Below are 12,258 nucleotides of genomic sequence, written 5' to 3' on the forward strand. Positions count from 1 at the left end.
ACATGCAGCGTTTCTACCGTTTGCGCGCCCTCCTCCTGCGCCTGGAACGGCCGACGGTCCTGGCCGCCGTGCTGGTGGTGGCGGCGATCACGCTGGCGGTCTGGCCGCTGGCTCCCAGGCAGGGCACGACGCCTGCGGCCACCGCGACCCAAGCACCACCACTGCCGCCGGGACCGCCGTGGATCCATGGGCGGGCCGATGCACGCTTCACGGTCACGCTGTATGCGGACCTGGAGTGCCCGTACTGCCAGGGGTATTTTCTGCAACTCAAGCGGTGGATCGATGCAAACCCGGACGTGAACCTGCAGTGGCACCACCTGCCTCTTCCCATGCACGAACCGGCCGCCGGGCATGAGGCGCGGCTCGCCGAGTGCGCGGGTGAGGTCGGAGGACAGGCGGGCTTCTGGAGCGCCGTGGAATGGATTTATGGACACACGCAGGGTGAGGGCCAAGGTCTGCAGGCTGGCGCTACCTATCCTGGCATGACACCCGCGATGCAGGCGTGCCTGGACAGCCGGCGCCCGCAGGAGGTTGTGAAGCGGCAAACCGAGGAAGCGCAACGTGCAGGGGTGAGCGGAACCCCTTCGCTGCAGCTGCAGGATCGCCGTACGAGCAAGGCGGTCGAGTTGGCAGGGCCGATCGAAGGCGATGCGCTGCTTTCAGCCTTGGACCTGCTGACACGCGCCGTGAAGTAGACATTTGAGGTGCGTGACAAGCAACACGCTCACTACCGTGCTCGGTCAAGCTATCCTCAATTGACGTCTGTAAGAGAGCCTTTCAATGCTGTGCCATACGGGGGATCGAGTGTGCCGATCATTCTCCCCTTAGCTGCCTGCAGCAGGGTTAGTCTCGATCTGGCAAAGCACTACAGGGTGCAACACTATTGGTCAAAAGTAGTGCCTCGCAAAGCGAAGCCGGATTCGGCGAGCCTTGGTATACGGATTGGCACAACACACATGGGGGGAGCGTCATGGTGGAGTACTGCGACCTTGTGATGAAAGGCGGGATCACCAGCGGGGTGATCTATCCAAAGCTGATTGCCCGGCTTGCATCGAAATACCAGTTCAAAAATATCGGCGGCACTTCCGCAGGTGCCATCGCTGCAAGCGCATGCGCAGCTGCCCAGTACGGCGTGCACCATGGCAATCCCCAAGCCTTCGACACGCTGACGAAACTGCCCGAACTGCTGAGCGAGAAGATCACAGCCGATCGTCGCTCCAAGCTCTTCACCCTCTTCCAACCCGCTGCAAGCGTTCGACGACATTTCGCCGTGCTGGTGGGTATGTTGAACAAAGATCCGCGTGAAGCTGTGCAGGCGGTTCTTGGCGGTCTCATCCACATGTACAAGACCTCCGTGGTAATCGGAATCCTGTTGGGTAGCCCGCTGCTGTACCCGTTCATTGACGCACTCCTCCCTATCGTCGACGAGTGGAAGCGCGTTGCGGCTTCCCTTGGGCTGATGCTGCTCATCACCGGAATGACTGCGCTGTCAGTCCGCAGTTTTGTCCGGGGAAAGACAGTCCGTGCCCTACTCTGGGCTGCAGCACTTCCGCTTCTGGTGTTTACGGCGCTGGCGTTAGCAACAGCACACGGCTCCGCCTTTCGCCTGGGTGCATACACGGTGGGAACGATTGCGGTGACATTGCTGTACCAAGCCGCCGTCTGCGCCGCGATTGTCGGATTTTTCGCTCGTAGTCTCTTGCGAGGACTGCACGGCAATCACTACGGTCTATGCAGTGGCCGAACGCCTGATGATGCCGCCTCGACAAATCATCAAGAAGGTTTGACCAACTGGCTGACGAACTACCTCAATGCGCTGGCAGGCCTGTCCCCTGATGCCCCCCCGCTCACCTTCGGACAGCTGTGGGGACATGCCGACCCCACCCAGCCGCGAGCCATCAATCTGGAAGTCATGACCACTGCGATTTCCCAGCAGATGGTCTACTCCATTCCGTTTCGGGACGGTACTCCATCGTTCTATTACGACCCCGAAGAGTGGAGTCTGCTGTTTCCGAAGTCGGTGATGGATGCCTTGAACCAGGCCCATTCCCACAGCAGCGAAAACGAAGAAGATAGCCAAGCGAAATCGCTGGAGGTGCAGAGCGCCAGCGGCACGACGCTGCGCCCTCTGCCAAGGAGTGCCGGCCTGCCGGTGGTGGTAGCGATCCGAATGAGCCTGAGCTTCCCACTCCTTCTGTCTGCGGTGCCACTGCATGCGATCGACTGGAGCCTCAAGGACAATGCGCAGCGCAAACGAGAAGGCCGCCCGCTTCTGGCCAAGCGGGTCTGGTTCTCCGACGGTGGCATCGGCAGCAACATGCCACTGCACATGTTCGACTCGCTACTGCCGGGCCACCCCACTTTCGCAGTCAATCTGAAAGCGGAGCATCCGGACCACCAGATCAGCACCCCAGAGACTGCTGACAACGCCGGTGGCCGCGTCTATCTGCCAGAAGACCGACGTGGCGGAATGCAGCGCTACTGGCAGCCTGCCGACGACACCGCGCCACTGAGTGGGCTGATCGGCTTCTTCAGCAGCATCGTCAACACCATGCAGAGTTGGCGCGACGAGATCATGTTTCCCTATCCGGGGTTTCGCGAACGCATTGTCCAGATCAGCCAACGGGAGGGAGAAGGCGGGCTGAATCTGGACATGCCCAGCGACACCATCGAGGCACTTGGAAACGCCGGAGCCATGGCCGCAGACCGATTGATCGACAGCTTCCACCCATCTGGAGCCCAACAAGCAGAAGGATGGCGGCGACACCAGGAGGCACGATTGACAACCCTGCTTGGCACGCTCCAGCCCGCCAGCGAAGCCATCGGCCCTGCACTGCAGAGCGGTGTGTGGCACACCGTCGTGGACACGATCGCCTCCTATAAAGCCGATGAGCGCCAACTTGCAGAGGACTATCTGAACGAACTGCAAGTGTTGGGCGCGCTCGGTGCCGGGCACAAACCGTCGATGCAGGATGTCGCGCCAAAGCCTTTGGCCCAGTTGAAGATCTCACCAAGGATCTAGTGACGCCTCGGGCTTGGAACATCTCCGCATAACAAATTGCAGTCGCGTTGGCACCATCCGCACCAAATGGACGCAAAAGAAAAGCACACGGAGGAGAAAACATGCAGCACATCGAAAGAGAGACAGAGCCAACACCCGAAGTACTGAGGGGAAGTGCGGCCACACTGCAGCGCGAGACGCTCGCCAGATTCATGGCAGACACCGAGGAAAAGCGCAGTCAGTCGAAGATCTATCGCTCCGAATTGAACTTTGAACATCCCAGCCTCAAGATCGCGCTCGCAAGACTTTTCCACGGTCGCTGTGCATTCTGCGAAGCGGAGCGCGAGACCGCGACATATCACTTCAGACCGCCCGAAGAAGCCCTGCCCTACGAGCGCAGCGAACAGGCTCACTTGTACTACAGCTGGCTGGCCTTGGCTTGGCAGAACTTCTACGCCATCTGCTCGTCTTGCAGGCCCAGGGAAACAAACTATTTCCCGGTGCTTGGCAAGCGGGCAGAGATTCCGCGCCCCACATTGTTTGAACAGTTCGCTGGCAACAACAGTGGGTTGTGGCCCGCGACGGACTACCCTCCCAGGGAGAAGCCGTTGCTCCTAGATCCCTGCACGGATCGAAATTTCCACACCCACCTTTGGGTAGGAAGGGATGGTGCGCTCTGGGGCCTCACGCGACGAGGGACCTTCACAATCGAACACTTTCATCTGAATTCGCTTGAACTTGTCGAACAAAGGCGCCGTCAGCACACTAGATACTTCGAAGAACTCCGGGAACAGCTCTCATCGCCTTACGCTGACATACCAAGCCACGTTTTCTTTTTCCAGAAGCTGGAGTTCGGGGGAACTTGGTATCTGCTATTGCGCCGGCTGGCGGCCTCACTCGGCGCGAAAAGGGGTACGCGCCCAGTTTTGGCGATGAGCCGCATTGAGCGCGTTTTTCGAGCGCTCAAGGGCACTAGGGATGCCTACGATCGCCTCACCCGCTGCTGGTCTGAACTCAGCGAAGAGGAACCGCCGAATCCAACGGATACTCCGGAGAGCTGGCACCGACCCAGCAAAGCGACGGTTTCCGAAATCAGCATCGAGAACTTCAAAGCCATCGAAGGCATCCACTTCAAGCTTCAAGATTCGGAAGATGTTCGCTCGGACCGAGACGCCCCACGCAGCCCGTCAGCCCTGATTCTGGGCGAGAACGCTGCCGGAAAGAGTTCCATCCTGGAAGCCATTGCACTGACACTGGCAACACCTGCTGCACGCAACGCGCTCGGACTGACGGCTCGCAACTTTATTCTCTCACCCTACCTGCTCGGCGCACTGGATTCACAATCGATCAATTTTGCGAAAGTGACCATTCGCCTTTCGGACGATTCCACTCGGATACTGCACATTCAGCACGAGAGGATGGTCGATCAGGCGCCTGGGACTCCAGATATTGTTCCCGTCTTCGCCTATGGGGCATTCCGGCAGTACCAGCACCGGCAGAGTCGTAAAAGTTCACCCGCCGCATTCATTCGCAATCTCTTCGATGCCAGTGTGCTTCCCAATCCGGAACAATGGCTTCTGGAGCTGAGCAAGGAGCGGTTCGCAATGGTGGTCAGAGCGCTACGCGACATCCTCTCGATCGAAGGGGAATTCGACGTCATTGAACGTGACCAGGAACGAAAGCAATGCTTCGTCGTGACCGCTACCACTGTCGATGGCCTGCCATTGGTCAAAAGTCCCCTCAACGTGGCTTCCTCGGGCTTTCGCTCCGTGCTAGCGATGGCATGCGACGTGATGCGCGGACTCATGAATTCCAAGATTCATAAGGATTTCGACAGCCTAGAGTCAGCCACAGGCGTGGTACTGATCGACGAGGTCGAGGCCCACCTGCATCCGCGATGGAAAATGAACATCATGCGCGGACTCCGAAGGGCACTGCCCAACGTGACGTTCATCGCAACCACCCATGATCCGCTGTGCCTTCGCGGCATGAATGATGGCGAAGTGGTCGTACTGCGACGGGCCACCTTGGAACACGGATTGACCTACGCGGGGCTGTCCATGCGCGTCGAGGCACAGACCCAACTCCCTTCCATTTCCGAACTCCGGGTGGAACAGCTGCTTACCTCCGATCTCTTCCAACTCCATTCCACTGACGATCCTCAGATGGAAAGCCAGCTCGCGCACATTGCCGATCTACTCGCCATGGCACCCAACGGCTTGACGGACGAACAGCGCAAGGCTGTCGATGAATTCAACAGGGATATCGCTTCAGCCATGCCGATTGGAACCTCCGAGGCCCAGCGCATCGTGCAAGAGGCAGTCGCCGAGTACTTGCAGCAACGGTCCAGCATCCCGAAGGAGCAAGGGGCTCGATTGAGAGAGCACGTCAAAGCACGCATCGTGCAGGCACTACAGGGAGTGCAGTGATGCGCAAAGTGGACAGGGGCACAGTCAGTGCACCAGCTTGCCTGACCGCCAAAGACAACAAAGGAAAGACCGAGAAAGACCGGGCGCGAGATCATCAGACCAATAAATCTTCCAAAAAAGGGACCTTCAAGTTCGCCGTCTATAAGCATGAGGAGGTCAAGAAGCAGCTCGCATTGCTCTTCCACGGGAAGTGCGCCTACTGCGAAACCTTCTACCCGGCATCATCCCCCGTGGACATCGAGCACTACCGGCCCAAAGGCGCGGTGAGCGAGGATCCTAAACACCCCGGCTACTGGTGGCTGGGGATGAGCTGGGAAAACTTGCTCCCGAGCTGCATCGATTGCAATCGAAGACGCAAGCAGCGCATCGTTTCCGGCTCCACCAGCTTGGCGCAGTTGTATGCCAACGGGGGGCTCGGCAGCCCCCCCATGGCCTCGACACAGTCCGGGAAGAAGGACAGTTTTCCGCTAATGCCGGGAAGCACACACGCCCAATCAGAGAAGGATTTTCCAGGCACCGAAATACCACTCCTCTTGAATCCTGCCCAAGACGAACCCAGGGACCATCTGCATTTTCATATCGATCGCAAGTCACCGCTGGGTCTTGTATTGGCAGGTCGTCCAGGGCGTCCAAGCGTACGCGGTGCAACCTCCATCCAGATTTACGGACTCAACCGCTTGGGCCTGGTCCAGGATCGCACCAGGGTGCTGCGCCAACTCGAGTTCATGGGCAATCTGGCCATAGAACTAGGCAACATCATTGAAGACTTGAAGACAGAACCTGTGGCAACAGCGCTCACGTTGTTACCGACCCAGGACATTCCACAGCGCCTGCAGTTGATGCAGGACCGGATGTTCGGTGAGATGCGCCAGATGGCACACCCCACCGCGCCATACTCGGAAATGGTACGCAGCTGGATCGATGAATTCGTGGCACGTCTTTAGCGACCGCCAAAGTCGCCATGAAAAGACGCACATGGAATCCACGCAAGAAAAGAGATTTCCGCAACAGCTCTGAACATTGCGATTCATCGAGCGAATCAATACATGCCGCGGCGTAGCGGGTTCCTGATGGAAACCTCTACGGGAAGAAGCCATCATTCGCATATGCAGGCAGTCGATGGTTCTCCATCGGCTTCCCCAGGCAGCCCGATCTTCAAGGCTGCGGCGTGGTCTATCCACGCTGATCGCTCCAGTGCGCATCGCATCCACTCACCGCGAACGGCCAGCACATCCGTGCCGGCGGATGCCTATGATCTTCAACCCCCGGGGGATTCCGTCCCCTGTGGGGCCGCGAACCTCCTTCAGCAATCGGAGGTTCCATGTCCACGCAGTTTGCCCGCCTCGATCCAACCCATTCCTCCACCCGCTCGCCTGTCTTCTCTGACCCAGAGCGACGTTTCATCCATCAAGCCATCGCTCTGGTGGAGCATCGGCTCTTCCAACGCGGCGCCTGCATCGACAGTCCGAAGGCAGTGTTCGATTTCCTTCGGCTCAAGCTGGGCAGCGAGACTCATGAAGTTTTCGCAGCCGTGTTCCTTGACACCAAGCACCGCGTCATCGCCTTCGAAGCACTTGCCCAAGGCTCCATCGATCAAGCTGTGATCTATCCACGCACCATCGTCAAGCGTGCAATCGAGTTGAATGCTGCTGCCGTGATCCTCGCTCACAACCATCCTTCTGGATGCACATCCCGCAGTGAAGCCGACCGGATAATCACCGACCGGCTGCGTGCAGCACTAGAGCTGGTAGACGTTCGCATCCTTGACCATGTAATCGTTGGCAAAGGCGATCCCTACTCTTTCGCCGAAGCCGGCCTTCTTTGACCCACGGGCGCCCCACCGGGCGCCCGCCTTTTTCGACCCACCAACAACGCGGAGTCGAGGTGCTTCCGTTTGTCGATGGCTTGCCATCCGGGCTTCGGTTCGAATTGGGGACACCCAACCGCATCCGGAGTCGACACGTGCCGTTCCCTGATTTCTCGTTGCCCCAGCACTTGCGCCGCCGTGCACCGCCAGTGGCGATGCTGCTCGTCCTTCTGCTATTGGCATCGACGGTCTGCGCCGAAGTCCGGGTCTTCACCGACAGCACCCATCCCGTCACCGCTCCCGCGGGCGTCACAGTCACCGAACTCGATGCGCCTGCGCGCCTGGTAGCAACGCTGGGCGCCGGCTTGCCGAATGACCCCGCGCGGGCCGAGGCCATCATGCGCCGGCGCCTTACTCATAAGACGGTAACTTGCCGAGCACGCCAAGACAAGAAAGCCAGCATTCATGCGGTTTTCGAGGCGATCAATGTTCCCCAAGTTACTGACTTCTCAGTAAGCACGCCCCGCCAGGCGCTGCCGCGCCGGCACAGATCGCGCAGGCCTATCAGGGCGTGGCGGATGCCTACAACGCTGGCATCGTGAAGCTGCCGGCGGTCATGGTCGATGGCCGCTATGTGGTCTACGGCGAACCTAATGTCTCCCTGGCACTGGCGAGCATCGCGGCCTACCGGAGAGGCCGGCCATGATGCGCTCGCGACGCTTTCGGGCCGTGGTCGTGGGAGCGTTGCTCGCGAGCACGGGCTCCTCCTTCGCGCTCAACACGGCCACCATCGTGGCCTCAGCGCTGTCGCCGGATTGCCTGGCCTACCGCGTGGTGGGCGTGTGCTACTGGCTGTACTGCACCTGGAGCGGCTGCACCGTGCGCACTTCGATCAAAGTGCAGCACTACATCCCCGACGCAGTCGTGTCTAGCTACAGCAACACGGGGGAAAACCCCTGGGTGGAAGTGCGGACCATGAGCCTGCCCAATCCGACCGCGCAGGCCGGCGGCGATGGCACGACCAATGAAGACCACGAAAACAACCTGGCCAAGTTCAAGAACGCGGACGTCATCGGGCACCCCGCCGGCGCGGCCTTCAGCGAGTTCGCCAGCCAGTTCGGCTACACCTGCGAAGGCGCAGGGACGCCGTTCGTCCCTTATTTGCTCAGCACCTTCGACACGCTGGCCTGGCGCTACAACGTGCCGGAGATGGCCTATCCCGAGGCCCTGACCCCTGGCATGCGCGAGATCGGCTCGCGGTCGACGGCCGACCTCTGGGGCAACGTCTATCCCCGCGGCGGCTTCCTGCACCAGAGCGATGACCATCTGGCCGGCGCGGTGGTCGCGCAACGGGCGGGCGATGTCGTCACGCGCAAAGGCCAGCCCCACGTCTACCAGCCACTGCTCGCCAACCCGCATGCGGGCTACTGGCCGGCCGGCGCGCTGGTGGAGAGCTACGCCGCCACCGGAAGGTGGCAGGAACTGACCCCGACCCTGTCCAGCGGCTGCGCGGTGTTTCCGAACAGAAACACCCACGTGCAGGCGCAGCGAGGCGACTACGCCTGGGCGCTGTGGCGCCCCTACAGCTGCTGTCAGCGGCGCGGCCAGGTGTTCCTGGGCAGCGTGGATTTCTTCTGAGGGCACGCCGATGAAACACCGTTTTTCCCATTGGCACCTTTCTGCCGTGCGCCGGTTCGGGCCCGCAGGCCTGGCGGCGCTGACGCTGGCCGCCAGCGCGGCGTGGGCGCAGACGCGCATGGATTCCGACGGTATCCATGCCAGCGGCAACGTGCTCGGCAGCGACGTGCTGTACAGCATCGGCGGTGGCCGCGCAGTGTCCATGGGACCGGTCGGCAACATGCAGAGCATCGGCGTGGGTGCGGCCTGGAACAGCAACCTGGTGTGCGGCGACATGAGCATCACCACGACGCTGCAGAACCAGCTCAACGGCGTCACCAACGGCTTCCAGTCGATCATGAGCAACGTGATCCAGAACGCCACCAGCGCGGTGGCGTCGCTGCCGGCGCTGATCATCCAGCGCGCTGATCCGGGCCTGTACAACCTGCTGACCAACGGCATCCTGCAGGCACGCCTGGACTTCGACCGGTCGAAGATGACCTGCCGCGCGATCGCCAACCGCATGGCGGACATCGCCGGCGGGCAGACCGGGTGGGACCAGCTCTCCGAGGGCATGGCACTCAAGCAGGCCGTGTCCAGCACCGATGCGGTGTCGGCCATCGAACGGGCCGAGGCGAACAAGGGCAACAGCGGCGTGCCCTGGGTGGGCGGCGGCAGCGCGGGCGGCTCGGGCCAGGCGGCCGTCAAGGTCGTGGGCGACGTGACGCGAGCCGGCTACAACCTGCTCAACGGCCGCGGGGTCACCGACACCTCCTCGATCAACGCGAACGACTGCAACGGCCGTCTGACCTGCCAGACCTGGACCTCGCCCCAGGCCGCCGCGACCTGGGCGACCCGCGTGCTGGGCGAGCGCGAGCAGCGCACCTGCCAGGCCTGCAACAAGACCGCGACCACGCCCGGCGTGGGCCTGACCCCACTCATCCAGGAGGAGTACGAAACCAAGCTCAAGGCGCTGCAGGAACTGGTGAGCGGCACCAAGCCAACCACAGCCGCCAACCTGGATGCGGCGGGAAGCGCATCGCTACCGGTCACGCGCGGCGTGATCGAAGCGCTGCGCGACGAGCCCGACCAGGACTTGCTGGGCAAGCGCCTAGCCTCGGAAGTGGCGCTGGCGAGCGTGATGGAGAAGGCCTTGCTGCTGCAGCGCACGCTGCTCACCGGCCGCAAGGAACCCAACGTCGCCGCGAACGAACTTGCGACCAAGGCTGTGGATCAGGAGAGCGGCGCCTTGGAACAAGAGATCCAGAACCTCAAGACCGAGCTGGAGCTGCGCCGCGAGCTGGCCGGTAATTCGCCGATGACGCTGATCCAGCGCCACAGCACCCGTGCGGCCGGCTCGCGCGGCATCTACCAGGGCGATCCGACGCGTGACCGCGTGCAGGAGATCCAGAAACCGAGGAACACGCCGTGACCGCCGCGGGACGCAGCCTGCGTGTGCAGTACCTGGTCAACGTCTCCGGCGGCAAGGACTCAACCGCGGTGTACCTGATGGCGATCGAGTCCGGCCGCCCGTTTCGGGCGGTGTTTGCGGACACGGGCAACGAGCACGAACTGACGTACGAGTACGTGCAGCGTCTGCATGAGCGCACCGGCGGGCCGCGGGTGGAATGGGTGAAGGCGGATTTTCGTGCGCGCATGGCCAAGCACCGCACCTATGTGCTGGAGCACTGGCCGCGCATGGGCATTCCCGATGCGCTGGTGCGCGAGGCCGCGCAACTGCACGAGCCCACGGGCAACCCATACCTGGATCTGTGCATCACGAAGGGGCGGTTCCCGTCGCGGATGGCCCAGTTCTGCACGTCCGAGCTCAAGGAATTTCCGATCACCGAGCAGGTGGTGACTCCAATGCTGCGCCAAGGCCCGGTGCTGCAGTGGCTGGGCATCCGTGCCGACGAGAGCCAGTACCGGGCGCAGCAGCCGCGCTGGAACCGGCACGAGTCCGGCTGCTTCCTTTGGCGCCCCATCTTCGATTGGACGGTGCAGGACGTGTGGAGAAAGCACGCCGACCATGGGCTGGCGCCTAATCCGCTGTATGCCATGGGCATGGGCCGTGTCGGCTGCATGCCCTGCATCCATTGCGGCAAGGCCGAGCTGCGCTCGATCGCCGAGCGCTTCCCGGAGCACATTGATCGCATCGAACGCTGGGAGCGTGTCGTGGCCGCGGCGAACAAGCGCCACGCAGCGACGTTCTTCCCAGCCATGAAGGACCCGACCGATGCGGATCGGCCCGGCCGGTACTCGGGCATCCGCCGGCTGGTGCAGTGGTGCCGCACCGCACGGGGCGGACGGCAGTACGCATTGTTCTTCGATGACCCGTCTGGTGGCGGATGCACGTCCGATCTGGCGTTGTGCGAAAGGAACACTTCGTGACAGGAAGGCGCGGACGCCGCTTCGCCTGGCTGCTCAACCGCCGGCTGGGCATCGCGTTCTTGTGGATGGCGCTGGTCATGGGCATCGCCGTGGCTGCGAACCTAGTGGGCATCCGAATGCTGGGCGGCATCGAAGCCTGGAGCCAATGGCTAACAGCCCACGCCGGCTACTTTTTCGCCTGGCGGTTGGTTCTGTATGGAGCGACCGCCTGGGGTTGGCGGCGCCTTCGTATATGCCATCACCAAAACGGGAAAAACAGCGACGAGCTTGCGCGCATTCGCCGAGTTGAAGTCGCAACAATGCTAGCTGTTCTTCTCCTCGAAGCGAGCAACCTCTGAGAAACGAGGAATACGGGGCTATGCGCCACTGCATTTCTGATGGCACCCCGCCGACGAATGCGTTCGACTTGCGACATACACGCACCAAGAGTTCCACGTGGCAGTTCATCGCCGCCCACTCAGCACTATCGCAGGCAACTGCATGGACGCACTGCTCAGTCTCGCAATGCGCTCAAGCATGACTGCGTTCGCCTACGAGCGCCATGCGAACCAGGGAAGCATCCTTCCAGCACTTGCTGCGCATCAAGCGCATCAAGCGGTCGCAGGACTTCAACGGGAAGAAGGATTTGCGAGATGATCGGCAACCAGCGAACCGGCGGATTGCTCGGCGTAGCGATGCACGCTACCTCACATGAGGGCTTGCTGGTAGATGCGGATGGCAAGCGCGCCCGCCTATCCATCATTGACGATGAAGGCAAAGTCATCGCTGCAGGCGCTGACGTGGCCCGTGAAGCCGAAGCGGTGCTGCTCAACAACTACCGAAAGACTCTGAAGGGCCAGGGGTTTCTCCGTACTTACAGCAATGCCATTCAGAAAGGGTGGGTCGTCTAGCTGTCGAGTTGCAATAGGTTATACCCGGCAAGTCGGGAAGCTGGAGGTCTGTAGCCCAAGGCCGAGTGGGGCCTCCTGGCGTTGTAGTAGCTCAGGAACGCAGGCAACCATGCTGTGCGTTCC

General features: G+C 61.4%; 13 protein-coding genes. 12 read left to right on the forward strand and 1 reads right to left on the reverse strand.

Annotated features, from left to right (window positions below):
* Nucleotides 1-2 precede the first annotated feature (2 nt).
* From AVHM3334_RS14790 to AVHM3334_RS14845, 12 genes are all read left to right on the forward strand, one after another.
* A complete protein-coding gene (locus AVHM3334_RS14790; RefSeq protein ID WP_284413466.1) occupies nucleotides 3-695 on the forward strand; it encodes a DsbA family protein in 693 nt (230 codons plus the stop codon).
* A gap of 275 nt (nucleotides 696-970) precedes the next feature.
* Nucleotides 971-3,022 (forward strand): patatin-like phospholipase domain-containing protein, encoded by a 2,052-nt coding sequence (locus tag AVHM3334_RS14795; RefSeq protein WP_284413468.1) that lies wholly within the window; start codon nucleotides 971-973, stop codon nucleotides 3,020-3,022.
* A gap of 101 nt (nucleotides 3,023-3,123) precedes the next feature.
* The gene (locus tag AVHM3334_RS14800; RefSeq protein ID WP_284413470.1) at nucleotides 3,124-5,430 is read left to right on the forward strand and encodes an AAA family ATPase; all 2,307 of its coding nucleotides are present in this window, start codon (nucleotides 3,124-3,126) and stop codon (nucleotides 5,428-5,430) included.
* Nucleotides 5,430-6,374: an HNH endonuclease family protein gene (locus tag AVHM3334_RS14805; protein WP_284413472.1), complete on the forward strand. Its 945-nt coding sequence runs from the start codon at nucleotides 5,430-5,432 to the stop codon at nucleotides 6,372-6,374. The genes AVHM3334_RS14800 and AVHM3334_RS14805 overlap by 1 nt, the downstream gene beginning before the upstream one ends.
* A 377-nt stretch (nucleotides 6,375-6,751) precedes the next feature.
* Nucleotides 6,752-7,255: a RadC family protein gene (gene radC / locus AVHM3334_RS14810; protein WP_284413474.1), complete on the forward strand. Its 504-nt coding sequence runs from the start codon at nucleotides 6,752-6,754 to the stop codon at nucleotides 7,253-7,255.
* 197 nt (nucleotides 7,256-7,452) lie between these two features.
* Nucleotides 7,453-7,839, forward strand: coding sequence for a DUF1525 domain-containing protein (locus tag AVHM3334_RS14815; protein ID WP_284413476.1), 387 nt, complete (start codon nucleotides 7,453-7,455; stop codon nucleotides 7,837-7,839).
* Entirely contained in the window at nucleotides 7,809-7,943 is a 135-nt protein-coding gene (locus tag AVHM3334_RS14820; RefSeq protein ID WP_502869916.1) for a DUF1525 domain-containing protein, read from the forward strand. The genes AVHM3334_RS14815 and AVHM3334_RS14820 overlap by 31 nt, the downstream gene beginning before the upstream one ends.
* Entirely contained in the window at nucleotides 7,943-8,875 is a 933-nt protein-coding gene (locus AVHM3334_RS14825) for a TIGR03756 family integrating conjugative element protein (protein ID WP_284413495.1), read from the forward strand. The genes AVHM3334_RS14820 and AVHM3334_RS14825 overlap by 1 nt, the downstream gene beginning before the upstream one ends.
* Before the next feature lie 10 nt (nucleotides 8,876-8,885).
* Nucleotides 8,886-10,286, forward strand: a complete 1,401-nt coding sequence (locus tag AVHM3334_RS14830) for an integrating conjugative element protein (RefSeq protein ID WP_284413477.1) — start codon at nucleotides 8,886-8,888, stop codon at nucleotides 10,284-10,286.
* Nucleotides 10,283-11,245 carry a phosphoadenosine phosphosulfate reductase domain-containing protein gene (locus tag AVHM3334_RS14835; RefSeq protein WP_284413479.1) on the forward strand — a complete coding sequence of 321 codons (963 nt, stop codon included), beginning with the start codon at nucleotides 10,283-10,285 and terminating at the stop codon, nucleotides 11,243-11,245. The genes AVHM3334_RS14830 and AVHM3334_RS14835 overlap by 4 nt, the downstream gene beginning before the upstream one ends.
* Nucleotides 11,242-11,583, forward strand: coding sequence for a hypothetical protein (locus tag AVHM3334_RS14840; protein ID WP_284413481.1), 342 nt, complete (start codon nucleotides 11,242-11,244; stop codon nucleotides 11,581-11,583). Before AVHM3334_RS14835 ends, AVHM3334_RS14840 begins: the two co-directional genes overlap by 4 nt.
* A gap of 294 nt (nucleotides 11,584-11,877) precedes the next feature.
* Entirely contained in the window at nucleotides 11,878-12,135 is a 258-nt protein-coding gene (locus tag AVHM3334_RS14845) for a hypothetical protein (protein WP_284413482.1), read from the forward strand.
* Here AVHM3334_RS14845 and AVHM3334_RS14850 read toward each other — a convergent pair.
* A partial coding sequence (locus tag AVHM3334_RS14850; protein ID WP_284413497.1) for an integrase core domain-containing protein occupies nucleotides 12,132-12,258 on the reverse strand: 127 nt, incomplete at its 5' end. The genes AVHM3334_RS14845 and AVHM3334_RS14850 overlap by 4 nt on opposite strands.

It is taken from the genome of Acidovorax sp. SUPP3334, from assembly GCF_030159055.1.
Taxonomy (GTDB): Bacteria; Pseudomonadota; Gammaproteobacteria; order Burkholderiales; family Burkholderiaceae_C; genus Paracidovorax.

What these genes read in the sequence shown, in the direction of transcription:
- AVHM3334_RS14790 (WP_284413466.1), top strand. Translation starts at nt 3, where the DNA reads ATGCAGCGTTTCTACCGTTTGCGCGCCCTCCTCCTGCGCCTGGAACGG.
- AVHM3334_RS14795 (WP_284413468.1), top strand. Translation starts at nt 971, where the DNA reads ATGGTGGAGTACTGCGACCTTGTGATGAAAGGCGGGATCACCAGCGGG.
- AVHM3334_RS14800 (WP_284413470.1), top strand. Translation starts at nt 3,124, where the DNA reads ATGCAGCACATCGAAAGAGAGACAGAGCCAACACCCGAAGTACTGAGG.
- AVHM3334_RS14805 (WP_284413472.1), top strand. Translation starts at nt 5,430, where the DNA reads ATGCGCAAAGTGGACAGGGGCACAGTCAGTGCACCAGCTTGCCTGACC.
- radC (WP_284413474.1), top strand. Translation starts at nt 6,752, where the DNA reads ATGTCCACGCAGTTTGCCCGCCTCGATCCAACCCATTCCTCCACCCGC.
- AVHM3334_RS14815 (WP_284413476.1), top strand. Translation starts at nt 7,453, where the DNA reads ATGCTGCTCGTCCTTCTGCTATTGGCATCGACGGTCTGCGCCGAAGTC.
- AVHM3334_RS14825 (WP_284413495.1), top strand. Translation starts at nt 7,943, where the DNA reads ATGCGCTCGCGACGCTTTCGGGCCGTGGTCGTGGGAGCGTTGCTCGCG.
- AVHM3334_RS14830 (WP_284413477.1), top strand. Translation starts at nt 8,886, where the DNA reads ATGAAACACCGTTTTTCCCATTGGCACCTTTCTGCCGTGCGCCGGTTC.
- AVHM3334_RS14845 (WP_284413482.1), top strand. Translation starts at nt 11,878, where the DNA reads ATGATCGGCAACCAGCGAACCGGCGGATTGCTCGGCGTAGCGATGCAC.